Raw genomic sequence first — 23132 nt, forward strand, 5'->3', positions numbered from 1 at the left:
GCGGGAATGCCGGGTGTTTTCCGGTGCCTCGCTGTGAATACTCGTGTGCGTGATGGCCGTTTTCTGCACGCGAGGCTGCGGGTGCCACTGGGCATCCGGCATTCCCCACGCCCTCTGTTTGCGAGGGCGACGAGTTTCCTGGCAAAGCCCGGGCGCACCGCGCCGCGGGGCGTTGACGTGCGTCCGGGATTGGCTGTTTGACATTTGCATCGGTAGAGTTGCCTGGCGCAACAATGCGCCGCTACTCCCACCGCGATGGCACAAGGCGCCGCCCTGACAGGCCGCAAGCGGGCGATCCAGTATCCGATGCATCAACAATGGAGCCGTCAGGCCGCGGCGTACCAGGATAACCCTTATCCGCGGCCTGACAGCAGGGGTCTCGCCTCAACTCTCCGGGAAAAGCTCAGGGAAAGCCGGAGCAGCAGCGCCGGCAGGATCTCGTCGTCGACGTCCTCCTCCTCGGCGAACGCGGCGATGCGCTGGTAGAGGACGTCACCGAGCCGGTCGAAGTCACGAGCTGCTTCGTCCTCGTCTTCGCCGAAAACATCATCATTCTGGTCGGACATCTCGACCTCGCTGCGCCTGACAAAGGTGGTGCGGGCGGTGGGACTCGAACCCACACGACGTTGCCATCGAGGGATTTTAAGTCCCTTGCGTCTACCAGTTCCGCCACGTCCGCTTTGATCACGAGATCAGATACTTAGCGCGTTCTCTTGGCCGGGGGAATGAGGCCTGGCCAAAGACAGAACGCGCTTCCGGCTTGGCGCATGATCCAGCAAGATGTCAGCGGCTTAACGCTAAGACCGTGTGCCGATTGAATATTCTTGCGCGCGCTGCTTAAGGTAAAGCCTCAATGCCGACATCTACCAGTGTTTTACGCAGCCGCAGGCTTGTCCCGCCATCGAGGCCGAATGACCGTTCGCTTACCCCATAAAGGGCCGCTTTGGCGCGCCGCCGCTGTCATGGCGCTGCTGGTGTCCGGCTCCGGGCTTTCCGGCTGCGCCGATATGAGCGACAGCATGAGCACGGCCTTCGCCGATCCCGCCAAATACGATCTGTACGAATGCAAGCAACTCGAGACCGAGCGCAAGAGCCTCGCCACCCGCGCTGCCGAATTGCAGGGGCTGATCGCCAAGGCCGACACCGGCGTCGCCGGTCCGGTGATAGCAGAACTCGCCTATCGCAACGAGTATCTGTCGGTCCGCGGCCAGGCCCGATTTGCCGAGCAGGCCTGGCAGCGCAACAAGTGCCATGACACCCCGCCGGCAGCGGCAGCGGCAGCGCCAGCCGCGCCGGCGCCAACACCGGCCAAGGACAAACCAAGGCATTCACAGGGGCGCTCGGGCGAGGCGATCTATTGAGACGGATTGAGCCCGCCGGAGCGCCATCCAAGGGGCAGTCTCACAGCCGCCAGTCGTAAATCCAGCGCTGTCGCGCCAGCACCTGGCCCGGTCCCATCGCCTTGATCGCGAGGTCGCGCGCCAGCGCCGCGGGTCCCCAGAGGTGGTAGATGCGCCCCTGCTGCCGGGCCGTGCGCTGCACCCGCGCCACGCGCGCGCGGCGCTGCCGCGCATATTGCTTCAGCGCCGCGGTGATGCTGCCGGCGCTTTCGGCGCCGCTGTCGCCGAGGCACTTGGCCAGCACCGCGGCATCCTCGATGGCCATTGCCGCGCCCTGCGCCGCAAACGGCAGCATGGCGTGGACCGCGTCTCCCAAAAGCGTGATCGCGCCCTGGGTCCATTGGCCGCCATCGGGGAGCGTGAACAGCGCCCATTTTTTCCAGTCGTCGGCGGCGCCGATCATCATCCGCGCCGGGCCCGGCCACCCGGCTTCCGCAAAGGCGTTCTTGAGTTCGCTGGCATCGGCCGGCGTGCTCCAGCCCGGGCTGTTCCACGTTCCCGGCACCACGGCGACCAGATTGATCTGGCGTCCCCCCGAGATCGGATAGGCGACCAGATGCGCATTCGCCCCCATCCAGAGCTGGACCCGGCGCGAGGTATATCCGCGCGGCAGCTGCCGGATGTCGAGGGTTCCGCGCCAGGCGATCAGCCCCGAGAACCGCGGCTGCACCTGGGGAAAAAGATGGTTGCGGACCGCGGACCAGATGCCGTCGGCGCCGACCAGCGCCAACGCCAGCTCCGGCTGCCGCGAGCTACCACGGCGCTGCACCACGGTCAGTCCCCTGGCATGGGGCGCGACGTCTTCGAACTGGCAGCCGAGCCGCAAGTCGATATCCGGAGTGTCGTTGACCTCTGCCTGCAGCGCGGCTTGCAGATCGGCGCGATGGACCACCCAATAGGGCGCGCCGGCGCGGGATGTGGCGGCTTCGCCGAGCGGCAGGCGCGTGATTTCGGCGCCGGTTCGCGCGCTCATCAGGCTGATCGCCTCGGGGATGACGGCGCGCGCCTCAAGCCGCGGCTGCAATCCGAGATCGATCAGGACGCGGCTCGCATTCGGCGACAGCTGCAGGCCGGCGCCGACTTCCTCAAGCCGCTCGGCCTTCTCCAGAACGACCACGCGAAAGCCCTGTGCCGCCAGCGCCAGCGAAGCCGTCAATCCCCCGATCCCGGCCCCGGCGACGAAGATCGTGCGCGACGCGGCCACGGACCGATCAGGCGGCCTTGTCTTTTACCACGCATTCGGGCGGTCGGGCCTCGCCGGCGGCGAGGTCGGGGGCATGACGATAAAGCGTCGAGCAATAGGGGCAGATGATCTCGTTGTCATTGCCAAGGTCGAGGAACACATGGGGATGATCGAACGGCGGATTGGCGCCCACGCACATGAATTCCTGCGAGCCGATCTCAATGACAGAGACGCCGGCATCGTTGTGAAAGTGCGGAACGGCATGGTCGGACATGAAATTCACCTTGAATGGCAAGGAACACGGGCGCAAGACCACACAAACCATCACAACGCAAACGCACGCCGCAGCAAACACCGCGCACCCTGCCGGCGGGAACAGCTGATCCCGGAGCCCCGACCGCTCATTGCTCCTGCAGATTCGACACAATCTTGCCGTCCCAGAGAAGCCCTCCTTTCGTCGGGGCTGTTGCGTCCTAAACATGGCACACCATTTCAGGAAAGCGAGAACCTTGAGGTTTTTCAGGATGGAACGGTCGCGGATCGATTGGGCTCTGACCGCAATAGCGGTATGCGCGGTTATGTGCGGGCTGCTGTGGCCGCATGCGCGCGACGCCGGCGCCATCCTGGCCGCGCAGGGCGATCCGGCCGTGCTCGCCGATCTCGAGCTCGATTCGGCCCTGCGAAACAACCCGTCTGCCGTCGGTGAGAACATCGAGGCGGCGCTGGCCCAGGGCGATGCCGATCTCGCGGGCAGCTTTGTCGAGGTGGCAAAGCAAAAAAACATGGCCCTGCCGGACGATCTTTCGCGGCGGGTGAGCGATGCTGTGGTCGAACAGAACTCGACTTCGCATTTTGCCAAACATTTTGCCAGCGGCCTTCTGACCGGAAATGCCGACGACGTCGCGAGTCTGTCAGGCACGCTCGCCGGCGATCTGTTCGTGTTCGGCGATATCAGGGACGTGGTGCGCGAGGGTAAGCATCTGGCGACCGGCGAGGATACGGATCGCCTGGTGCTCAGCCTCGCTGCCGCCGGCCTTGCGGTCACCGCGGCGACCTATGTTTCCGTCGGCGGCGTGGCACCGCTGCGCGCCGGCCTGACCCTGGTCAAGGATGCCCGCAAGCTCGGACGGCTGGGCGAAGGACTGACGGAATGGGCCGGCCGCTCCGCGCGCGACATGGTTGATACGCCGATGCTGCAGAATGCGGTTGCGTCCGGCTCGGTGACGCGGCCCGGGCAGACGCTGAGCGCGATCAAGGCGGCCTTTCGCGCCGAGAAAGCTGGCGCCTTGGTCCGTCTCGCCAAGGATGTCGGGCGCGTTGGCGAGAAGGCTGGTATTCGCGCCGCGCAGGACACGCTGCGCATAGCCGAGGGTCCGAAGGATGTCGCGCGCGCCGCCCGGCTCGCGGAGGCCAAGGGCGGCCAGACCCGGGCTTTTCTCAAAGTGCTGGGCCGCGGCGCCTTGCTGCTGGCCGCGGGGGCGTTCGATCTTGCGCTGTGGGTATCTGGTGCGCTGCTGGCGCTGCTCGGCCTGTTGTCCTCGATCAAGGCCACCACCGAGCGGCTGACCCTGTCCTGGTTGAGGCGCAGGAAAGCCCGCCGTTTGCGCAAGCAGATGGCGGCTGCGGCGCAGCCTCAGGTGGCGATGGCGGGCGTCGAGGGCTAGATTGGACGGCCAGCCTGCGATCATCGGTTTCTTCCCGGAATACGGAAATGACCCATGCCGAGTTTTCATAACGGCGCCGTTGAAATTGCTTATCTCGACGAAGGCGAGGGCGATCCGATCCTGCTCGTCCACGGCTTTGCGTCGACCAGTAATGTGAACTGGGTCTATCCGGCCTGGGTTTCGGAATTGAAGAAAAACCGCCGCCGGGTTATCGCGTTCGATAATCGCGGCCATGGCGCTTCCACCAAGCTCTACGACCCGGAAGCCTATCACATTCCGACCATGGCGGACGATGTCAGCGCGCTGATGGACCATCTGCAGATCGAGCGTGCCGATATCATGGGCTATTCGCTGGGGGCGCGGATGGCGGCATGGCTGGCGCTGCACCAGCCGCAGCGGCTGCGTTCGGCGATCTTCGGCGGCATCGGGATGGCCCTGATCGAGGGCGGCGGCCCCGGCGAGAACGTCGCCGAAGCGCTGGAGGCGCCCTCGCTCGACGACGTCACCGATCCGGTGGGACGGACGTTCCGGGCGTTTGCAGACCAGACCCGCTCCGACCGCCGGGCGCTGGCCGCCTGCCTGCGCGGCTCGCGGAGCCTGATGACGAGGGATGAAGCCGCCGGGATCACCGTGCCGGTGCTGATCGCGGTTGGCACGTCGGACGAAATCGCCGGCTCGGCGCAGGCCCTTGGAAAAATCATCGGGGGCGCCGAGGTGCTCGACATTCCCAACCGCGATCATATGCGCACCGTCGGCGACAAGGTCTACAAGACCGGGGTGCTGTCGTTCTTGTCCCATCGTCCGTGATTGCCGTTCCGCGATTGGCTTGATTTTCTGGCAATCCGGACCACTTGGAGTTTCCACCACCTTCCAAGGCCGTCCGAGCGCAGCAAAACGGGTAAGGAATATGTGACACTTCAATACCTTAGCGCATGATCCGGAAAACCATGCCGGCGGGCTTGACCCGGGGGCGGGAACCGGTTTTCTCTCGCGGCATCAGCGCAATGCGCTTGATCGCAGATCATGCTCAATCAACGCGATGAGATCATGGTCCGATTGAATTCAATCGGGTCATCATGTCAGGGGTATTTCAAGGCTGGGCGATCTTTGCGGCCAGAGCGCCGGGACATCCGTCCACCCGGCATGCTATGGGTCAGGACGGGAAATCGAATGAGCAGGAGCGGCACAATGGCTATGCATCAGATCAATCCGCAGGGCGCCAAACTGGCGGCGCTCGATCCGATCTGGGATCGCATCCGCGGCGAGGCCGAGGACATCGTTCGCCGCGAGCCGGAGCTTGCTTCCTTTATCTATTCGACAGTGCTGCATCACGAGCGGCTCGAGGATTCGGTGGTGCATCGCCTGGCCGATCGTCTCGACCATTCGGCGCTGTCGGGTGATTTGATTCGCCAGACCTACGACGAAGCGTTGCGCGACGATCCCGATCTCGGCAATGCTTTCCGCGCCGACCTCGTGGCGGTCTACGACCGCGATCCCGCGACCTCGCGATTCATCGATCCCTTGCTTTACTTCAAGGGCTTCCATGCGCTGCAGACCCATCGCCTGGCGCACTGGCTCTATAAAAAAGGCCGCAAGGATTTTGCCTATTATCTGCAGAGCCGCTCCTCGGCGGTATTCCAGACCGACATCAATCCCGCGGCCAGGATCGGCCGCGGCATCTTCCTTGATCATGCTACCGGTTTCGTGGTCGGCGAGACCGCGGTCATCGAGGATGACGTTTCGATCCTGCATGGGGTCACGCTGGGCGGCACCGGCAAGGAGAACGAGGACCGCCACCCCAAGATCCGCCACGGCGTGCTGATCGGTGCGGGCGCGAAAATTCTCGGCAATATCGAAGTCGGCCATTGCGCCCGTATCGCCGCCGGCTCGGTGGTGGTGAAGCCGGTGCCGCACAATGTGACGGTCGCGGGGGTTCCCGCCAAGATCGTCGGCGAGGCGGGCTGTGCCGAGCCCTCACGCACCATGGATCAGATGCTCAACGCGATCGGACTTTGATTTCGCAACGCGCATAAACTCCCGAAACTTGAAAGCGCATTGGAGACAGTCGTGGACGTTCAGGAAGTCAGGAAACTCGACGCCTACCTCAAACGCCTGTTCGGCAACCCCCGGATTCGCGTGGTGCCGCGGCCGAAGAAGGACGATTCGGCGGAGGTTTACATCGGCGAGGAGTTCATCGGCGTGCTGTTCGTCGACGATGAAGACGACGACCGCTCGTTTCAGTTCCAGATGGCGATCCTCGAGGACGACCTGGTCGAACAGGGCTGAGGCGCCATTGCACGCACGCATAGGAGCGCGCGCAAGAGCGCGCTCCTCCGGGGAGAAAAGCTATTCCTTTGGCCCGTGCAGCTGCAGCGTCAACCGGTCCATCGCATCTGCGACCTCGCGCCATTGCGAAAGCCAGCTGCGCGGAAACCGAAATGTCAGATCGGCCCCGTCGATGCGGCGTTCGCTCAGGCACATCCCGGGGGTTACGGCGTCGCGCGAGCAGCGCGTGTTCAGTTTCGGGGTGTCCGCAACGAACAGGTCTTCGTTGCTGTAGGGCGTGCCGTCCCGGAACGCCCGCATCGTCAATCCGTTCTGCAGCTGGTTCGCGGCCGGTTCGAGGTAGCGTGGGTAGATGGTGCGCAGGCGGGCGTCCGGCGCCAGCGTATCATGGTGCGCCGATATCGACAGGAAGATCCGGTCGATCGGCTGCATGGCTTCCTCCAAGGTTTCCACACTGACCTGTTTCCGCGTATCGGAGGGAGGCTCGAGCGAAGGAAACGCGAAACTGAGATCGATCCCTTCCTGCGTCCCGGAGTGACGCTGGATTTTCATCCGGATCGCCGCCGCCGGCACATTGAAAAGCGTGGCTCCGATGCTCACCGGCAAGCGCGCCGGACCGCTTGACGCGTCCGGTGTCCAGGTCGGCCACAGCAGATAGGCGATCAGAATGATCGCAGCCGTGGTCGCCAGAGCACCCAGCATGATCGGCATCATGTGGCTGCGGCGATGTCCGCGCATACCGCGCGCATCTGGCGGGGCCGTCGAAAAGAATGTCATGGACCGGTTATTGTGCTTGAGGTCCGGGGACGCGCGGTAAATGCCCGAATCAGCTTCCGAATATGCCACGTGCCCATTGAATTTCCGCGCGATTTCGTGGGAAGCGAAGGCGCGGTGAGCCATGTTCCAGCCGCGGTCCAGGCCTGCGGCCGTTAACCTTTTCTTAAGGATGATGTGGCGACGGGCCGCCAATTTTGCCAAGCAAGGAGCAGGTTGCTCGTAAGGGAAGACCTTCTCAATGTCGCCTGAAGCGTTGAATGCCCTGTTCGCCCTCTGCATTGGCTTTGCCCTGGCCGGCGCGCTGGCCAACGGATATCAGGCGCTGGTGCGTCGCCCGGCGGGATTCGGACTGCTGCAGGAGGGCGCCGCGCCGAAGACTTTCGCCGCGGTGCCGTTCCTGGTCTTCGCCGCGCCCTTCATCATCATGCGCAACACGCTGCGCGGGAGCCGTATCGAACGCCGCCGTGTCGAATTCGTCATGATGGCGACGGTTCTGTCCGGGTTCTGGAGCATGATGTCCGGCACGTTTTTCCTGATGACACTGCGCGCCGCCGGCCTGCTGGCCTGAGCGATAAGCCTATGCCAATGTCTCCTTTGCAACAGGAGACCAGTAAGCCATGGCGATCTACGAGCTTGACGGGCAGGCGCCCGAACTCCCCGCCGCCGGAAATTATTTTATTGCCGACACGGCTACCGTCATCGGCAAGGTGCGCTTGCACAATTCGGCGAGCGTATGGTTCGGCGCGGTGTTGCGCGGCGACAATGAGTGGATCGAGATCGGCGAGAGCTCCAATGTGCAGGACAACGCGACCTGCCACACCGATATGGGTTTTCCGCTGACGATCGGAAAGAACTGCACGGTCGGTCATAATGTCGTCCTGCACGGTTGCACGATCGAGGATGGCGCGCTGGTCGGGATGGGCTCGATCGTCATGAATGGCGCGAGGATCGGCCGTGGCAGCATTGTCGGCTCCGGCGCCGTGATTACCGAAGGCAAGCAATTTCCCGAGCACTCGCTGATCCTGGGTGCGCCGGCGCGGTTGATCCGGACGCTGGATCCCGCTGAGGTCGCGGCGATGGGAAGCGCCGCGCGGTTCTATGTCGGCAACGGGCCGCGCTTCAAAAAGGGCTTGAAGCAGATCGGCTGAGCCGCTCGTGCTTCAGGTTCCCTCGGCCTCGCCGGCCTCAGCCTCGCCGGCGACGCGCTCGTGACCTGCGGCCCACAGCGAATGCTCCTCGCTGCCATCCCGGTACGGATTGGCTTCAGCGGGAATGCTCTGTCGGGCGGCGTGCTGGCCTTGCTCGAACGGATCTGGATCGGTCGTCATGATTTCGGTTTCCTCGACGGGGTCGATCTCAACCCGGCCGCGCCGAAAAGGTTCAGGGGTCGAAGACGGATCGCTGTCCTATGGCTCCATTGCCCGATTTCAAGTCGCCGAATGATGTCCGGGGCGGACAGCGGGGAATCGAGCAGTCGTGACAGATGCGATGAGCGGCCCGCGTTGCGTATTTCTACCCAAAATTGTGTTTTTCCAAACCTAACACATTCGTGCTACGTTTTTGGCGGACAGTCGGGCGATGGACGTATGGAGTTTGACGTGAATATGGCTGATCTTGCGCCTGTTGTTGCATGCGATGCGGGCGCTTCGGAAGAGATTCTGGCGCGCCTGGTCGAGGTCTGCCCCTTCAGCATCATAGTTGTCGATTCGTTTGGAAAGATCGTGCGCGCCAACAGCGTGACGGAGCGCATGTTTGGCTACTCCCAGGATGAGTTGATCGGACAGACCGTCGATCTTCTGGTCCCCGCCGGGTCGCGCGACCAACATGCCCGGCACCGCGGTCAATTCGCCGCGCATTCCAGGATACTTCTGGCCCGTAGCCTGCGCGGTGAGCGGAAGGACGGCACCGAGTTTCCGGCCGAGGTGAGCCTTAATCCGATTCATACCGACAACGGAGTCCAGGTGCTCTGCGTGATCGATGATATCAGCGAGCGCCTTCGCATGGAGAACCTGACCGACGAGTTCGTGGCGACCGTAAGCCACGAGCTGCGTACTCCGCTCACCTCGATCGCCGGCGCGCTCAGCCTGCTCATCAATGATGCCGGTGGAACACTGCCGGTGCGCGCGAAGCGCCTGCTCACGATCGCGCACGCGAACAGCCAGAGGCTGGTTCGGCTCGTCAACAACATTCTCGACATGGAGAAAATTGCGGCCGGCAAGGTCATCTTCGTGCAGAAGCGAATCGATGTCCGCTCGCTTGTCGTGGAAGCGATCGAAGCCAATCGTGTCTTCGCCGACGGTTTTGGTGCGCGCATAAGTCTCGACCCCGCATCGGCTACCGGCGACATCCGCGGCGATCCCGATTGGCTACTCCAGGTTGTTACCAACCTGCTTTCCAATGCGGTCAAATTCTCTCCCCCGGCCGGACAGGTCGAGGTCGCGATCGGGACCTCGGGCGGCAACATCCGCATCTCCGTGCGAGATCACGGCCACGGCGTTCCGGAGAGTTTCAAGCCGCGCATCTTCGAGAAGTTCGCGCAAGCCGATGCATCCGACGCCCGGCAGCTTGGCGGCACCGGCCTCGGGCTGAGCATCGTCAAGCAGATCGTCACACGCCTCGGTGGCGAGGTAGGTTTCGACGACGCGCCAGGCGGTGGTGCGATCTTCCATGTCGAGTTTCCGCGCTTCACGAAAGAGCTGGCCGACTGTGACACCGAGGCGGTCGCGCCGGTGTCCCGGTGAGGCAAATTGGCCGTCCCGCATTAACCAAGCGCCGGCAAGCCGCGCGGTCTGCCGCCAGAGCAGAGTTCGCTACGACCGCAAACAGCGATGAACGTTTTCGACTTCTGCTGGAGAGCATCAAGGATTATTCGATCGTGATGCTCGATCCCGAGGGTCTCGTGACCACCTGGAACAAAGGCGCGGAGCGTATCAAGGGATATCATGCCGACGAGATCGTCGGCCGGCATTTTTCGTGCTTTTACCCAGAAGGAGATGTTGCTCGGGATAAGCCCGGGCACGAACTCGTGATCGCTGCCGCCGAAGGTAGATGGGAAGCCGAAGGGTGGCGCGTACGCAAGGACGGAACGAAGTTTTGGGCGGAGGTGATCATCGCCCCGATTTACAGCAACAGCGGACAGCTAACCGGCTTCAGCAAGTTGACACGCGACGTCAGCGGCCGCCGGGACGCCGAGCAGAAATTCAAGAACCTCCTGGAGGCGGCTCCGGACGCGATGGTGGTGGTGAACCAGGACGGAGAAATCGTCCTTCTCAATCTTCAAGCGGAGAAACAGTTTGGCTACCGCCGCGATGAGCTGCTCGGACAGAAGGTCAAGAACATCATTCCGGAGGGCTTCGCGGAACGGCTGATCGCGGACGATCTGCGATCCGCGGAGGACGCGCTGACGCAGCAGATCGGGGCCGGAATTGAACTGACAGGGCGGCGGAAAGACGGAGGCGAATTTCCGATCGAGATCATGCTGAGCCCGCTGGAGAGCGCCGAAGGCATCCTGATAACGGCGGCGATCCGCGACATCAGCGTGCGGAAGGCCGCGGAAAAACGTCTGGCGCAGATGGAGGGCAAGTACCGCGGCCTGCTGGAAGCCGCTCCGGATGCGATGGTGGTGGTGAACCAGGGCGGAGCCATCGTTCTTCTCAATCTTCAGGCCGAGCAACAGTTTGGCTACCGCCGCGATGAACTGCTCGGGAAGATGATCGAGGACATCGTTCCGGAGGGCTTCGCGGCGCGGTTGCTCGCGGACAGTCTTCGATCCGCGGAAGACGCGCTGGCGCAGCAGATCGGGGCCGGCATCGAGCTCAATGGACGGCGGAAGGATGGCAGCGAATTTCCGATCGAGATCATGCTGAGCCCGCTGGAGAGCGCCGAGGGAGTCCTGGTGACGGCGGCGATCCGCGACATCACCCAGCGAAAGCGACACGAGATGGCCTTGCACGAAAAGAACGACGAACTTCAAGCCGCGGTTAACGAACTGGATGCATTTTCCTACAGCGTCTCGCACGATTTGCGCGCGCCATTGCGGGCGATTAACGCGTTCAGCCGGATTTTGCTCAAGGAACATGCGTCGCTGCTGCCGGAGGAGGCGCTTAAATACCTGCAGCGCGTGCAGGATAACACGGTGCAAATGGGTCATCTCGTTGATGACCTGCTCAGGTTCTCCCGGCTCGGCCGCCAGCCACTGACCAAGCAACCGGTGCCGACCGCTGCGATCGTCGAGCAGGTCCTGCGCGAGGCGCGGCAGCAGGTTGCCGGGCGCAGCGTCCGCGTCTGCCTAGGCGACCTGCCGCCAGTCTGGGGCGACGCAGCGCTGATCAGGCAGGTGTTCGTCAATCTCGTCGACAATGCGTTCAAGTACACCCGGTTGCGCGACGATGCCGTTGTCGAGATCGGCTCGCGCGAGATCGACGGGGAACTTGTCTTCCACGTCCGCGACAATGGCGCCGGCTTCGACATGCAATATGCCGATAAATTGTTCGGTGTGTTTCAGAGGTTCCATCGCGCGGAGGATTTCGCAGGCACCGGTGTCGGTCTCGCGATCGTGCAGCGTATCGTCCAGCGCCACGGCGGCCGAGTCTGGGCCGACGCAGCGGTCGGCCACGGCGCGACATTTTTCTTCACAACAGAAGGTTCCCCCGATCATGCTTGACGCACGTGCTGACATTCTGCTGGTTGAAGACAATCCCGACGATGTCGAGCTTACGCTGCATGCCTTCAAGATGGCCAATCTTGGCAATCAGGTCCATGTCGCGCGCGATGGGGTAGAGGCGCTCGATTTCCTGTTCTGCACCGGACCGCATGCCGGTCGCGGCATTCAGAATAAACCGAGACTCATATTGCTGGACTTGAAACTGCCGCGGCTCAATGGCCACGAAGTCCTCAAGCGCGTCAAGGGCGATCCGCGCACGTCCGCCATTCCCGTGGTTATACTCACCTCCTCGGCCGAGGAGCGTGACGTCATGCGTACCTACGAGGTGGGCGCCAACAGTTACATCGTCAAACCGGTCGACTTCGAGCAATTCACCGAAGCGGTTCGCGACATCGGCAAATATTGGCTTGAAGTCAATCATGTGCAGGGCCACTAGACCTGCCGCGGAAATCCGTTCGCGCTCGAGGTGACCGGCGGTCCACGGCGCACGCTCCTCGCTGCCGTACCGGTACGGATCGGCTTATCGGGAATGTCCTTTCGCGCGGCGCGCCGGCCTTGCGCGAACGGACCGGGATCGGGCGTGATCTGGCTTTCCTTGATCGGGACGATCTGACGCTGCTCTTGCCTCTGCCGCTGACAGCGCGCTCTTGCGGAGCGCGTCCTTCAGGTCGACGGGAATGCCGTGTTTCCTGAGCAGATCGGCGAACGCCTCGTCCGCCAGTTCCTGCAGCGTCCCCATCCGGTCGCGCCCGAGTTGTTTCAGCTTGTCATAGGTGTCGTCGTCGAAGGCGATCAACTTGCGCACGACAGGCTTCCTCCTTGCGACGCATACGCCTCCCGGCTCCGATCGTAACCGGCGGGAATCGTTCCGGTTCGGAACCAGCGGCAGAGGCGGTCGTTAGAGCATAAAGGAGATTTCGGATGGCAAATAATTCGTTGATGGCGTCGATCATCGCAATCGCGGTGCTTGCCGCCCCTGTCGCTTCGTTCGCGGCGGGTGGGGAAGGCGGCGGAGGAGCAGGTGGCGCCGGGGGCGGCGCAACGGGTGCAGGAGGATCTTCCAGTGGTCCATCCGTCGGCTCCGGCAGCGCGGCCGGCTCACCCGCCGCCGGGTCGGCTGGGGCGGGCAGCCAAGGCGTCAACGGCGTCCCAGCCGGCCCAGCCAATGCCGCGGGTCTCAACAACTCGGGCAATGACCCGAGTGGTGCCGGCAACGCGGGAAAGGTCGTCTCCGAGCCGCCGCCTGGCACCAACAGCGCCGGCTCCTCGTCGGGATCGTCAGCAACGACGGGATCATCGATGACGACCGGCTCGGCGGGGAGCAGAGCAGGCGTCGGCGGGACCGCGGCGACCGGTCCGCAGACGCCAGCCGACATCGCCATCAACAAGGAGGATCAGGCCATTGATAGCAAGCTCAACAGCATTTGCCGCGGATGCTGATGCGGCCAATCGCACCGGGATCGCGACCGTCGCGGAAAATTGCGCGGGTTCTGCCCCAAAAAGTTCGATAATTCGCCGTTATAGTGGAGCGTGACCGCGACGCCGCGTCATCAGTTCTTGGACCTCATTGCAATCAGGAGAAACCCGGATGTTACGTAAAACCTTGATCGTATTGGCCGCAGCTGCCGCGATGGCGATGCTGGTGCCAGGCGTTGCCTCGGCCCGCGGAGGATTCGGTGGCGGCGGTTTCCACGGGGGCGGCTTCGGTGGTTTCCACGGCGGTGGCTTCGGCGGCTTTCATGGCGGAGGTTTCCGTGGCGGTCGCGGCTTCGGTTACGGTCTGGGCGCGTTTGGACTCGGTGTTGGACTGGGTTACGGGCTGTATGGACCGTACGGCTACGGTTATGGTTATCCGTATGCTGGCTATGGCGACTATGCTGGCTATGGCGACTATGATGGCGGGTGCTACATCGTGCACCGGCGCGTCTGGAGCCCGTATGGCTGGCGGTTTCGCCGCGTCGAGGTTTGCGGCTGAACTCGTCCTCCCGGGGGCAGTAAGCGCGCTGCGGCTTTTTCAAGCGACATGACCGTGGCCCCGATCATCCATCGGGGCCGCTGTGTGGTTCTGTCAGCCCAGGACCTTGTATTTCCTGAACCAGGCCTGCATCTGGTTCCATGCATCCTCGGCGGCTTCCTTGCGGTAGCTCGCCCGATAGTCTGCGTGGAATCCGTGCGGCGCACCCGGATAGATCTTGAATTCGGCAGTCTTGTTGGCCTGCGCGAGCGCGGCCTTTAGCGCCTCGACCTGGGCCACGGCAATGCCGGTATCGGCTTCGCCGTAAAGGCCGAGCACCGGCGCTTTCATCTCCGGCGCAAGCTGGGTCGGACTTTTCGGCCAAAGCGGGTTCGGCGGATCGACCGGGGGCCCGTAAAATGCAACGCCCGCCCTGAGGGCTCCGCTGTGGGCGGCATATTCCCATACCGTGCGGCCGCCGCGGCAGAAGCCGATGATGCCGAGCCGGCCGGTGTCGCCGCCCTGCGACTTGGCCCAGGCGACCGTGCTATCGAGATCGGAGAGCAACTCCGCGTCCGGTTTGGCATTCACGATCGGCAGCAATTGCGGGATGTCGGTGATTTTGGTGAGATCGACACCCTTGCGGAAGTAGTAATCCGGCGCCACCGCGAACGCGCCGAGTTTGGCCAGACGCCGCGTCACATCCTTGATGTATTCGTGCAGGCCGAAAATTTCCATGGCAACCAGCACCACCGGTGGGTTGCTGACGCCGTTCGGGCGCGCGAAATAGCCGGGCATTTCACCATCGGCCACCTTGATCTTGGCATCGCCCGCGGTGAGGCCGTCGGTGTCGGTCTTGATGACGTCGGCGCGCACGGGTCCGGCGGCCAGCGTATAGCCGGCGGCCACAGCAGCCGAAGCGGTCATGATGCCGCGACGTGAAAATGGCGCGGCTTTTGTCAGTCCGATGACATCAGATGTCGGTATGGGCTCGGCACTCATAAGGGATTACCTCCAGCTTGGGAGGCGCATTCAGCAGGTAATTTTTTGGGAATGCAAATCACCAGCCCGCGAAGTTATGGGCCACGTTGGTGCCGGGACGGGACGCGTTCGGCCCCTTCCGGCCGGACAAAAAAACAAGGCCGTCGGCGCAGTATAACGCCAACAGCCTTGCCAGCCCCGGACATTGAAATCGGCTTTCGCCCGCCGGTGAGTGCATATTGCCCCGGCTATTTACGGACGGCTGTGATCTATTTCACAATCGGCAAAAAATTTGTTGCCGACCCATTTTGGGAAGAACTATGCGACCAACGGCGCAATGGCCCTGCGCCGGCCGTCAGCCCGACGTTTTGCCAGCCTTGCGACGATGGGCGGTCCTGGTCGCATGAAACCGGGTTCGGATCGACCTGTTGTGACTGGGAGGGCGATCGGAGGCTTCGGTGCTTTGGACGCTTGCGAACGACTGCCGCAGCCCATCGATCGCCTCCGTGAGAGCCGAAACCTGCTCAGAGAGCCGCTTGGTGTCAGCCTGCTGGGCGGCGAGCAGGCGTTTGACGGTCTGCAATTGGTCCTGAATGACTTGCAACTGATCGATCGACTCCTGCTGGGTAACCTCCAAACCCTTGGTTTTTTCGACCAACTGCTCGGAGGCTTGTGCGGCCTTGGCCTGTAATTGGCGGACCGCTACGACGCGGTCTGGTTCGGCCATTGCGCCGGTGTAACCGCGCCACAGCGCAATCGAGCCAATGCCGAGCATGATGACGATGAGGGCCCCGGCCGCCAGCGCAATTGGCTGCGAGCCGCCATGCCCGAAGCCTCCGGTCTTCGCATCCAGCGATCTGACTTCCATCATTGAACTCCCAAGCCCGACGGAGCGCGAATTCTCGAAACTAGCACAAAAACCTGAGGCGCGGGCCCCGAACAAAACATGGTTTGCAGCGTCGCCAAACAGCCGCCGCCACCCTGGGTGGGACGCACCCAATCGTTGCATTCATTCTAACTTTCGCATCGTGGCTTTTTCCGGGTGCCACCCGCATTTTCGCAAGCCGCATATTGCGACGATTCTGACGGGCAACCCGGTGTGCCTTGGATCGCAGCGCAGTGACAATCGACGAAAAAACCGACTGATGTTCCGATGCGGATGTGGAACCTCTCGGGCGCGGCGCAGGTTTAGCTCTCGCTGCAGGAGCGCGATCATTGAACATGCCGGTCACCACATCAGCGTCAGGCGGCGCGGCGGTCAAAACCGATGTCCCGGCCAGGCTCGACCGGCTGCCCTGGAGCCGCTTTCATCTGCTGATCGTGGTCGGGCTCGGCGTAACCTGGATCCTCGACGGACTCGAAGTCACCATTGTCGGCGCGCTCGGACCGGCGCTGCAGAGCGCCCAGACGCTGCATTTGACGTCCGCAAATCTGGGCGCGGTCGCTTCGTTCTATGTCGTTGGCGCGGTCACTGGCGCGCTGGTCTCCGGCTGGGTGACTGACCGCTTCGGACGCCGGCTGGTGTTTTATGCCACCCTGATCCTCTATCTCGCCGGCGTATTGCTGAGCGCGCTGGCCTGGAATTTCCTGAGCTTTGCATGTTTTCGCATGGTCACCGGTTTCGGCATCGGTGGCGAATATGCCGCTGTGAACTCGGCGATCGACGAACTGATCCCGGCCAAATATCGCGGCCGTATTGACCTGATCGTGAATGGCAGTTTCTGGGTGGGTGCTGCTGCCGGTGCGGCCATCACGCCCTTGCTGCTCGATCAAAACCTGTTCGCGGCCGGCACCGGCTGGCGCCTCGGCTTCGGTATCGGAGGCGTGCTCGGACTTTCCATCCTGCTGCTTCGGCGTTTTGTGCCGGAAAGTCCGCGATGGCTGGTGACCCATTGCCGGGCGGAAGAGGCCGAGCGGACGGTCAGAAGCATCGAGCAGCAGGTTGCGGCTTCCTCCGGGAAAAAACTGCCGCCGGCCAAGGGCAGCCTCACGGTGCATCCCCGCAGGTCGTTCGGGCTGGGCATGATCTTTGCGTCGATGCTCGGCAAATATCGGAGCCGCAGCATCCTGGCGCTGGTGCTGATGGTGGCGCAATCCTTTCTCTATAATTCGGTATTCTTCAGCTACGGGCTCATCCTGTCGCATTTCTATCACGTGCCCGAGCAGCATGTCGGATATTATCTCTTGCCGCTGGCGCTCGGAAATTTCTGCGGTCCGCTGTTGCTCGGCACGCTGTTCGATACGGTCGGACGCCGCAAGATGATCGGGGGTACGTTCGCGCTCAGCGGACTGCTGCTGCTGGCGACCGCGTTGCTGTTCGGCGCGGGAATTCTAGGTGAGGTGACGCAGACCGCCGCATGGCTCCTGATCTTCTTTTTCGCTTCGGCCGCGGCGAGTTCGGCTTATCTGACCGCCAGCGAGATATTTCCGCTGGAGACCAGGGCGCTGGCCATCGCGTGTTTTTACGCTTTGGGGACCGCGATCGGCGGCAGCCTGTCGCCGCTGCTGTTCGGTTTCCTGATCGGCTCCGGATCGAGCTGGATGGTCAGCATCGGATATGTGCTCGCCGCGCTGCTGCTTCTGATCGCCGCCGCGACCGAATGGAAGTTCGGCATCGATGCGGAAGGAAAATCGCTCGAAGACATCGCGAGCCCGCTTTCCAGCGAAGGATGAATTGAGCGAACGCGGCGTCCGCTGCCTGAACGGCAGCGACAGCATGGGTACGCAAAAGCGCCCGTGGGCGAGGCCGTAGCCATGCCGGCCGCCGGGATCATGAACAAGAGGCGTGCTGCCGGCCGAGGTCGTCGGTTTCAGCCTTGGCCCGACCCCCGCGTCGCTCATGACCCTGAGATCAAACGCATTTCCGCGTTTTTGGCGCAGCATTGGCTGCGATGGATTGTATCTATAAGTGTTACAATCATAGATTGTAGGTTTGCGATAGAATTCAGGATGAGGGTTAAACGACGCAATCGGTGTGGTTCAATCCAGACGATCGATTCCATGAAACCTATGTATGCGGGCTCTCTGACCTCTGCCGCTTAACCCGAAGCGGCCCCAGCGCTGGTGTTGCACCACAACACCGACTTCGAGGTTTACCGCTCCCCCGGTACCGGAGCTGAGCACGAACTTCGGCAGGGATCACCACTTGTCCGTCGTCCAACGCCGGAATTCCGATCTCGCGTTCGTCAACCGTTGTCGTGAATAAAGTTGCGGCCAGCTCTTTGGGGGAAGAGCTGGCCGCGCGCGATCCGGTCTGGGACGGGGAGGGGTGGGGATGTGACCGGGTCGCGTAGCTCCTTTTGTCTCTTGCTCGGTTAGCGGGCGCTGGCGGTAGCGACCGCGGGCCGGCCGTCGCCAAGCGAGACCCACACATTCGGATCGCTCTGCGACTGACGCTTGACGAAGCGGTATCCGGTCTCGGTCCAGGCCACGACGTTTTGGTTCTGGTTGTCGAGAACGAACTCGCCCTTGTCGCTCTTCACCGTCAGCACCGCGTGGCCTTCGCCTTTTTTGTCGCGCACCACCGTGATCAAGAGCGCCTCACGCGGCCAGCCGGCATCGATCAGCATCTTGCGCTTCAACAGTACATAGTCCTCGCAATCGCCGTAGCCGTCCGTCGGTATCGACCATTTCTCGATCACGCCCCAATGATCCATGTCGGTCATCGGCTTGATGGTCTCGTTGGCCCAGCGGTTGACCCGCAGCAGATCCCGCCAGGCCGTCTGCGACATCACGATATCGCGTGGCTCTGAGGCGCCGCCGCGGCACTCGCCGGGATTGTCCGCACAGAAGTCAATCCAGCCGATCGGCGCGCGCGTGACGTCGCCAAGGCTCGCAAATAAAACTCGCTCGTCACCCGCGCGCGCTGGTGCATTCAGTGCCACCAGCACGGCGACAATCGCCAAACCCTTCGCCTGACCCCTGAACCCAAACATGATGTTCCCCGTTTCTTGTTGGGACCATCAGTCACACAAAGGTTTTGCGCCGACGCTAAGTGTCGCGGGCGCAATTGAAACAGGGTTGAGTAAAAACCGCGGCGTATTCGATTCATACTTGAGTGAAATTTGATTAGAATTTGAACGAGCGGCAATTACTTCAAATTTTACGCATTAAGCAGCTGGAGGCCGTCAGTCCTGCGGTAATGGCGACAAAAGCAGGCGGCGTTAACCTGGCCGCGGATGCCTCGAACGCAAGCGGGCGGTATCCGCTGACGCGGATTCGCCGTCAGGTCGTGGCATGGATCGGGAAATGCGGCGCGCGGCGCTTTACCGCGCGCTAACGCTGACTTCGAGCGTCTCGGCCAGCTGCTGGTGAATGAATTCCAGCGCGAAGCCTTCGTCGAGGTTTCGCACCACCCGGGCCTGCACGTTGCCGAGCAGGACCAATGATTTCAGCGGCGGGCGGTTTTCCGCGGCGATGGCGGCGCCGGATGGCGACAGGTCGATAATCCGGCAAGTCATCTTGGTGCCGTCTTCAAGCGTCAACAGCGCGATCGGGTTGCGTGGCACGATACGGTCGTGGCGGCGGTCTTCCGGCAGGTTGAGAATGTCGCGGTTGGCAAGCCAGGTCAGTTGCGCCGCGAGCTTGTCGCGCTTGCGGGCGGTCGCACCGACGGTCATGGCAAAGCCATTGTCGATGATGCGGGTGATCTTGCCCTCGACCCGGCCGATATGGTCGAGATAGGCGATCACGCGGTCGCCGACATTGCCGATGCCGGGCGCCAGCAGGGCCAGACCGCCCGGCGACATATTGATGATCTGGCAGGGAAATTCGCGGCGGTCAGGCAGCATATAGCGGCCGAGCAGATGCACCTTCACCCGCTGAAACCGCCGGCGCTCTTCGGCGGCCGGAAGAATCTTTTTATACGCCAACGACATCTTTGCCATCCGACAACCGGCTGCTCGGTGTCGTCAGAACCTTACGGCGCGCACGGTTAATGAGCCGTTAGCAAGGGGCGCGACCAGGCCGGGCAATTATAGGGTGGGGGCAACGGGGCTTCCGGGAACTCCGAGGGGTACCTTGACCTGCGCGCAGACGCTGGCACTCTCGTGCCCGGGTTGTGGGAACGCGCATGTCGGACGGTACGGCAAAGCCGGTTATTTTCATAAGCTACAGCCATAGGGACCGGGCGTGGCTCGAGTATGTGCGGTCCTTTTTCGCGCCGCTGGCGGATTATTGGACCCTCCAGATATGGGACGACGAAAAGCTCCGCATCGGTGACGACTGGCGCGGCGATATCTATTCCGCGATCGATGCGTCCCGGATATTTGTCCTGCTGGTGTCGCGCTATGCGCTGGCCTCGGAGTTTATCCGCACCGAGGAAGTCGGGCGTGTCCTGGAGCGGCCAAAGGCCGAGGTGCAGTTCTGCCCGATCGTTGTGACGCCCTATTACACCCGGCCGCTGCCTTGGCTTGACCAGCCAAATCGCAGGCCAAAGGACGGCAAAGCGCTCTCGGAGCTTCAGGACCCCGAGCGGGACCGGGAGATGACGGTCATCGCCCGCCAGATCGATGAGATCGTGACGCCGACTCCAAACGAGACGGCGGTCGCCTCAAGGAATTCACGGATCACGGAGGCGCTTTCCCCGGATCGTCTGGCTAAACTTCGCAGCTCTGCGCCAGTGCTTTCGTCGGCGGGGCGAAGTGTCTTTCCCTCCATCGTGGACTATGGCCGTCTGCCGGAGATACCCTACAACATACTGGTCGGCCGTGAGGCCGAACTCAGGCGATTAGACGACGCCTGGGCCGACGAGCGGACAAAGATCATTTCACTCGTGGCCTGGGGCGGCGCCGGCAAGACATCTCTCGTCACCGAGTGGTTGACCCGCGTTCGCAACGAAGGTTATCGCAACGCCGCTGCCGTGCTGTGTTGGTCATTCTACAGCCAGGGGACGAAAGAGCGCGCGGCTTCCGGCGAGGGATTTCTCGATTGGGCGCTCGGAAAACTCAAGGTCAAGATTGATACGACGAATTCGGGCACCAAGGGCGAAAGACTTGCCGACGAACTGTCACGCCGTCGCGTGCTGCTGGTGCTCGATGGCCTGGAGCCGCTCCAGCATGGCCCGGAGGGACAAAAGGGGGCGCTGAAGGACCAGGGATTGCGCGCATTTTTGCGCGGCCTCGCGGCCAAGCCGCCGGGCGCGGGTCACAGTCTGGTCGTGCTGACGAGCCGGCTCGCCGTCGCCGATCTGCGGAAATGGCAAGACGGCAGCGCGCCGCTGATCGATCTCGGCCGGCTGTCCGACGAAGCCGGCGCGGCCTTGCTCGGGGATAGTGGAGTGATCGGTCCTGCCGAGGCGCTGCGCGGCGCGGCGCGCGATTTCGCCGGTCACGCTTTGGCCTTGAGCCTACTCGCGGGGTTCCTGAGACTTCTGCATGGCGGCGATGTCAGCCGGCGCTACTCCGTTCGCGCGGTGATCGCTGACCCCGATGACGCCGGCCGCGATCAGGCGCGCCGTGTCATCGAGGCCTATGAGCGCGAGTGGCTCGCGCGCGAGCCGGTGTTGCTGGCGATCATGCATCTGATCGGTCTGTTCGACCGCCCGGCGAGCGCCGACTGCATGAATTCGCTGCGTCGCAAGCCGATCATCGATGGTCTCACCGATGTGATTTTCGACCTTACCGACGACGCCTGGCGTGGCGCGATCGGGCTTTTGCGGGAGGTAAGACTGCTTGATCCGGAAGACCCCTTCGCGCCGGACGCGCTCGATGCCCATCCGCTGCTGCGGGAATGGTTTGGCGAACGGCTTCGGCAAAGCAACGAGACAGGATGGCGGGCCGCCCATGCCCGGCTTTACGAGCATTTGCGCGACACGACGAAGGAAGGAACCTCGCCAACCCTCGAAAGCCTCGCGCCGCTCTACCAGGCGATCGCCCACGGCTGTCTTGCGAACAGGCACCAGGAGGCGCTCGACCACGTTTACAAAGCGCGCATCTGCCGGCGGTTGCCCGAGGGCGATTATGAATTCTATGCAAGCAGCAAGCTCGGCGCCGTCGACAGCGACCTTGCGGCCATTTCCTGGTTTTTCGAGGATGCCTATCGGACGCCGGCCGCCGGATTGAACGCCGAGTCTCGTTCCTGGATGCTCGGCGAGGCTGGATCCACGCTGCAAGCACGGGGGCGGATCGCCGAGGCGCAGCCGGCCATGCGTGCCGCGCTTCAGATGTATGCGTCAAGGGGGGACTGGCGTAATGCCGCCATCGCCGCGGGCCTTGCAAGCGCGGCGGAACTGCTCATCGGCAATGTTGCCGCGGCACAGATCACAGCGGAGCAATCGGTCGTGTACGCCGATCGCAGCGGCGATCGATATCAGATGATCAGCAGACGTGCGGGTCTTGCCGCGGCGGCCCATGCGGCCGGCAAGCACGAGGCCGCCGCGGCGCTGTTCGCCGACGCCGAGCGGCAGCAGCAGAAGTTTCAGCCGAAGCATCCGCTGCTTTTGCAAGGCGCGGGTTTCAATTATTGTGAGCTGCTGCTGAATTGGGGTGAGTGGTCCGCCGCGCGTGTCCGGGCGGCGCGAACGTTGCAGTGGGTCAAGCGGCAGAATTGGCTGGTCCTGATCGCCCTGGACCGGCTGACCATCGGTCGTGCTCATCTTGGCTTGGCGCTTGAAAGTATGGCCTCGCGGCGACCGGCGAGCAATCGGCGCGACGATGGGATCGCAGCGCGCACGCGGCTTGCAGCGGCTGTCGAGGGCCTGCGGGAAGCCGCCCTGCTCAGTGAACTTCCGCGCGGCTTTCTTGCGCGCGCGGTGTTCCGCCGCAGCATCGGCGATTGGAAGGGCGCCGTCCGGGACCTCGATGAAGTCGAGGAGATCGCTGAGCCCGGGCCGATGAAACTTTTTCTGTGCGACGCGGCATTGGAGCGCGCGCGGCTGGCACTGGCGCAAATCGAAGCGTTTGCGCCGCTCAACGGCCGCATCGGCGACAGTCCACAGAAGCCGGTCATGCCGGCGGCTGCTGAAGTGGCGCGATTGAAAGAGGAGGCGGCAACCTGTCTCGCAGTCGCTTCCGATTACATCAAGAGTTGCGGTTATCACAACCGCGACCAGGAACTGGCCGAACTGCGGGCGGTCCTGCGCGGCGAGCGAAAGTTCGCCGGCCTGCCGCCGAGGGTGTAATCCACACATGCCTTGGTTGAATGACCCGTGCCGCCAGCGCCCGCGCCTGGATGCGAATGATGCCCGGCAAAGAGGAGATAGGGGGACATAGGGCAACCCGGATTG

24 protein-coding genes and 1 tRNA gene are annotated in these 23132 nt (G+C 62.9%); 14 read left to right on the forward strand and 11 right to left on the reverse strand.

Going from position 1 to position 23132, the window contains the following annotated elements:
* Positions 1–353: 353 nt before the first annotated feature.
* Entirely contained in the window at positions 354–566 is a 213-nt protein-coding gene (locus ABSG20_RS03155) for a hypothetical protein (RefSeq protein WP_423863028.1), read from the reverse strand.
* Between the two features lie 26 nt (positions 567–592).
* Positions 593–679 (reverse strand) — tRNA-Leu (locus ABSG20_RS03160).
* Positions 680–962: 283 nt separating this feature from the next.
* Here ABSG20_RS03160 and ABSG20_RS03165 point away from each other — a divergent pair.
* Positions 963–1361: a hypothetical protein gene (locus ABSG20_RS03165; RefSeq protein ID WP_423863052.1), complete on the forward strand. Its 399-nt coding sequence runs from the start codon at positions 963–965 to the stop codon at positions 1359–1361.
* 40 nt (positions 1362–1401) lie between these two features.
* Here ABSG20_RS03165 and ABSG20_RS03170 read toward each other — a convergent pair whose 3' ends face one another.
* Both ABSG20_RS03170 and ABSG20_RS03175 read right to left on the reverse strand, forming a co-directional pair.
* A complete protein-coding gene (locus tag ABSG20_RS03170) occupies positions 1402–2604 on the reverse strand; it encodes an FAD-dependent monooxygenase (RefSeq protein ID WP_423863029.1) in 1203 nt (400 codons plus the stop codon).
* Positions 2605–2611: 7 nt separating this feature from the next.
* The gene (locus ABSG20_RS03175) at positions 2612–2857 is read right to left on the reverse strand and encodes a zinc-finger domain-containing protein (protein ID WP_423863030.1); all 246 of its coding nucleotides are present in this window, start codon (positions 2855–2857) and stop codon (positions 2612–2614) included.
* A gap of 250 nt (positions 2858–3107) precedes the next feature.
* On the opposite strand from ABSG20_RS03175, the gene ABSG20_RS03180 reads away from it, so the two are divergent.
* From ABSG20_RS03180 to ABSG20_RS03195, 4 genes are all read left to right on the forward strand, one after another.
* Positions 3108–4247: a hypothetical protein gene (locus ABSG20_RS03180; protein ID WP_423863031.1), complete on the forward strand. Its 1140-nt coding sequence runs from the start codon at positions 3108–3110 to the stop codon at positions 4245–4247.
* Between the two features lie 54 nt (positions 4248–4301).
* On the forward strand, positions 4302–5054 hold the full coding sequence (locus ABSG20_RS03185; RefSeq protein WP_423863032.1) for an alpha/beta fold hydrolase: 753 nt from the start codon (positions 4302–4304) through the stop codon (positions 5052–5054).
* A 381-nt stretch (positions 5055–5435) separates the two neighbouring features.
* The gene (gene cysE, locus ABSG20_RS03190) at positions 5436–6263 is read left to right on the forward strand and encodes a serine O-acetyltransferase (protein ID WP_423863033.1); all 828 of its coding nucleotides are present in this window, start codon (positions 5436–5438) and stop codon (positions 6261–6263) included.
* A gap of 51 nt (positions 6264–6314) precedes the next feature.
* Complete coding sequence (locus tag ABSG20_RS03195; RefSeq protein ID WP_325371325.1) at positions 6315–6533, forward strand: DUF3126 family protein; 219 nt, start codon at positions 6315–6317, stop codon at positions 6531–6533.
* 60 nt (positions 6534–6593) lie between these two features.
* Here the strand turns inward: ABSG20_RS03195 and ABSG20_RS03200 are convergent, their stop codons facing one another.
* Entirely contained in the window at positions 6594–7310 is a 717-nt protein-coding gene (locus ABSG20_RS03200) for a hypothetical protein (protein WP_423863034.1), read from the reverse strand.
* A 238-nt stretch (positions 7311–7548) separates the two neighbouring features.
* Between ABSG20_RS03200 and ABSG20_RS03205 the strand changes: the two genes are divergently transcribed.
* Positions 7549–7878: a DUF6949 family protein gene (locus ABSG20_RS03205; RefSeq protein ID WP_423863035.1), complete on the forward strand. Its 330-nt coding sequence runs from the start codon at positions 7549–7551 to the stop codon at positions 7876–7878.
* A gap of 49 nt (positions 7879–7927) precedes the next feature.
* Entirely contained in the window at positions 7928–8458 is a 531-nt protein-coding gene (locus tag ABSG20_RS03210) for a gamma carbonic anhydrase family protein (protein ID WP_423863036.1), read from the forward strand.
* A gap of 12 nt (positions 8459–8470) precedes the next feature.
* On the opposite strand, the gene ABSG20_RS03215 is transcribed toward ABSG20_RS03210, so the two are convergent.
* On the reverse strand, positions 8471–8638 hold the full coding sequence (locus tag ABSG20_RS03215; RefSeq protein WP_423863037.1) for a hypothetical protein: 168 nt from the start codon (positions 8636–8638) through the stop codon (positions 8471–8473).
* Between the two features lie 114 nt (positions 8639–8752).
* Here ABSG20_RS03215 and ABSG20_RS03220 point away from each other — a divergent pair, with 114 nt between their 5' ends.
* From ABSG20_RS03220 to ABSG20_RS03230, 3 genes are read left to right on the forward strand one after another with little or no spacing between them, the layout of a single operon-like run.
* Positions 8753–10051, forward strand: coding sequence for an ATP-binding protein (locus ABSG20_RS03220; RefSeq protein WP_423863038.1), 1299 nt, complete (start codon positions 8753–8755; stop codon positions 10049–10051).
* A complete protein-coding gene (locus tag ABSG20_RS03225) occupies positions 10048–11973 on the forward strand; it encodes a PAS domain-containing sensor histidine kinase (protein ID WP_423863039.1) in 1926 nt (641 codons plus the stop codon). The genes ABSG20_RS03220 and ABSG20_RS03225 overlap by 4 nt, the downstream gene beginning before the upstream one ends.
* Positions 11966–12409: a response regulator gene (locus ABSG20_RS03230; RefSeq protein WP_423863040.1), complete on the forward strand. Its 444-nt coding sequence runs from the start codon at positions 11966–11968 to the stop codon at positions 12407–12409. Before ABSG20_RS03225 ends, ABSG20_RS03230 begins: the two co-directional genes overlap by 8 nt.
* An 84-nt stretch (positions 12410–12493) precedes the next feature.
* Here the strand turns inward: ABSG20_RS03230 and ABSG20_RS03235 are convergent, their stop codons facing one another.
* Positions 12494–12778: a hypothetical protein gene (locus tag ABSG20_RS03235; protein ID WP_423863041.1), complete on the reverse strand. Its 285-nt coding sequence runs from the start codon at positions 12776–12778 to the stop codon at positions 12494–12496.
* A 116-nt stretch (positions 12779–12894) separates the two neighbouring features.
* Between ABSG20_RS03235 and ABSG20_RS03240 the strand changes: the two genes are divergently transcribed.
* Both ABSG20_RS03240 and ABSG20_RS03245 read left to right on the forward strand, forming a co-directional pair.
* Positions 12895–13413: a hypothetical protein gene (locus ABSG20_RS03240; protein WP_423863042.1), complete on the forward strand. Its 519-nt coding sequence runs from the start codon at positions 12895–12897 to the stop codon at positions 13411–13413.
* Between the two features lie 148 nt (positions 13414–13561).
* Complete coding sequence (locus ABSG20_RS03245) at positions 13562–13948, forward strand: hypothetical protein (RefSeq protein ID WP_423863043.1); 387 nt, start codon at positions 13562–13564, stop codon at positions 13946–13948.
* Between the two features lie 93 nt (positions 13949–14041).
* Here the strand turns inward: ABSG20_RS03245 and ABSG20_RS03250 are convergent, their stop codons facing one another.
* Together ABSG20_RS03250 and ABSG20_RS03255 are read right to left on the reverse strand one after the other, a co-directional pair.
* A complete protein-coding gene (locus tag ABSG20_RS03250; protein ID WP_423863044.1) occupies positions 14042–14929 on the reverse strand; it encodes a dienelactone hydrolase family protein in 888 nt (295 codons plus the stop codon).
* Between the two features lie 334 nt (positions 14930–15263).
* Positions 15264–15776 carry a hypothetical protein gene (locus ABSG20_RS03255; protein WP_423863045.1) on the reverse strand — a complete coding sequence of 171 codons (513 nt, stop codon included), beginning with the start codon at positions 15774–15776 and terminating at the stop codon, positions 15264–15266.
* Positions 15777–16129: 353 nt separating this feature from the next.
* On the opposite strand from ABSG20_RS03255, the gene ABSG20_RS03260 reads away from it, so the two are divergent.
* Positions 16130–17581, forward strand: coding sequence for an MFS transporter (locus ABSG20_RS03260; protein ID WP_423863053.1), 1452 nt, complete (start codon positions 16130–16132; stop codon positions 17579–17581).
* A 641-nt stretch (positions 17582–18222) separates the two neighbouring features.
* On the opposite strand, the gene ABSG20_RS03265 is transcribed toward ABSG20_RS03260, so the two are convergent.
* The gene (locus tag ABSG20_RS03265; protein WP_423863046.1) at positions 18223–18843 is read right to left on the reverse strand and encodes a transglutaminase-like cysteine peptidase; all 621 of its coding nucleotides are present in this window, start codon (positions 18841–18843) and stop codon (positions 18223–18225) included.
* A gap of 330 nt (positions 18844–19173) precedes the next feature.
* Positions 19174–19785: a PilZ domain-containing protein gene (locus tag ABSG20_RS03270; protein WP_423863047.1), complete on the reverse strand. Its 612-nt coding sequence runs from the start codon at positions 19783–19785 to the stop codon at positions 19174–19176.
* 194 nt (positions 19786–19979) lie between these two features.
* Between ABSG20_RS03270 and ABSG20_RS03275 the strand changes: the two genes are divergently transcribed.
* Positions 19980–23027 (forward strand): toll/interleukin-1 receptor domain-containing protein, encoded by a 3048-nt coding sequence (locus ABSG20_RS03275; RefSeq protein ID WP_423863048.1) that lies wholly within the window; start codon positions 19980–19982, stop codon positions 23025–23027.
* Positions 23028–23132 lie beyond the last annotated feature (105 nt).

Origin of the sequence: Bradyrhizobium sp., assembly GCF_049512235.1 — a bacterium.
Lineage (GTDB): Bacteria > Pseudomonadota > Alphaproteobacteria > Rhizobiales > Xanthobacteraceae > Bradyrhizobium.

What these genes read in the sequence shown, in the direction of transcription:
- ABSG20_RS03275 (WP_423863048.1), top strand. Translation starts at nt 19,980, where the DNA reads ATGTCGGACGGTACGGCAAAGCCGGTTATTTTCATAAGCTACAGCCAT.
- ABSG20_RS03220 (WP_423863038.1), top strand. Translation starts at nt 8,753, where the DNA reads ATGTCCGGGGCGGACAGCGGGGAATCGAGCAGTCGTGACAGATGCGAT.
- ABSG20_RS03215 (WP_423863037.1), bottom strand. Translation starts at nt 8,638, where the DNA reads ATGACGACCGATCCAGATCCGTTCGAGCAAGGCCAGCACGCCGCCCGA.
- ABSG20_RS03180 (WP_423863031.1), top strand. Translation starts at nt 3,108, where the DNA reads ATGGAACGGTCGCGGATCGATTGGGCTCTGACCGCAATAGCGGTATGC.
- ABSG20_RS03265 (WP_423863046.1), bottom strand. Translation starts at nt 18,843, where the DNA reads ATGTTTGGGTTCAGGGGTCAGGCGAAGGGTTTGGCGATTGTCGCCGTG.
- ABSG20_RS03210 (WP_423863036.1), top strand. Translation starts at nt 7,928, where the DNA reads ATGGCGATCTACGAGCTTGACGGGCAGGCGCCCGAACTCCCCGCCGCC.
- ABSG20_RS03165 (WP_423863052.1), top strand. Translation starts at nt 963, where the DNA reads ATGGCGCTGCTGGTGTCCGGCTCCGGGCTTTCCGGCTGCGCCGATATG.
- ABSG20_RS03270 (WP_423863047.1), bottom strand. Translation starts at nt 19,785, where the DNA reads ATGTCGTTGGCGTATAAAAAGATTCTTCCGGCCGCCGAAGAGCGCCGG.
- ABSG20_RS03175 (WP_423863030.1), bottom strand. Translation starts at nt 2,857, where the DNA reads ATGTCCGACCATGCCGTTCCGCACTTTCACAACGATGCCGGCGTCTCT.
- ABSG20_RS03185 (WP_423863032.1), top strand. Translation starts at nt 4,302, where the DNA reads ATGCCGAGTTTTCATAACGGCGCCGTTGAAATTGCTTATCTCGACGAA.
- ABSG20_RS03205 (WP_423863035.1), top strand. Translation starts at nt 7,549, where the DNA reads ATGTCGCCTGAAGCGTTGAATGCCCTGTTCGCCCTCTGCATTGGCTTT.
- ABSG20_RS03250 (WP_423863044.1), bottom strand. Translation starts at nt 14,929, where the DNA reads ATGAGTGCCGAGCCCATACCGACATCTGATGTCATCGGACTGACAAAA.
- ABSG20_RS03240 (WP_423863042.1), top strand. Translation starts at nt 12,895, where the DNA reads ATGGCAAATAATTCGTTGATGGCGTCGATCATCGCAATCGCGGTGCTT.
- cysE (WP_423863033.1), top strand. Translation starts at nt 5,436, where the DNA reads ATGGCTATGCATCAGATCAATCCGCAGGGCGCCAAACTGGCGGCGCTC.
- ABSG20_RS03200 (WP_423863034.1), bottom strand. Translation starts at nt 7,310, where the DNA reads ATGACATTCTTTTCGACGGCCCCGCCAGATGCGCGCGGTATGCGCGGA.
- ABSG20_RS03260 (WP_423863053.1), top strand. Translation starts at nt 16,130, where the DNA reads ATGCCGGTCACCACATCAGCGTCAGGCGGCGCGGCGGTCAAAACCGAT.
- ABSG20_RS03230 (WP_423863040.1), top strand. Translation starts at nt 11,966, where the DNA reads ATGCTTGACGCACGTGCTGACATTCTGCTGGTTGAAGACAATCCCGAC.
- ABSG20_RS03155 (WP_423863028.1), bottom strand. Translation starts at nt 566, where the DNA reads ATGTCCGACCAGAATGATGATGTTTTCGGCGAAGACGAGGACGAAGCA.
- ABSG20_RS03255 (WP_423863045.1), bottom strand. Translation starts at nt 15,776, where the DNA reads ATGGAAGTCAGATCGCTGGATGCGAAGACCGGAGGCTTCGGGCATGGC.
- ABSG20_RS03245 (WP_423863043.1), top strand. Translation starts at nt 13,562, where the DNA reads ATGTTACGTAAAACCTTGATCGTATTGGCCGCAGCTGCCGCGATGGCG.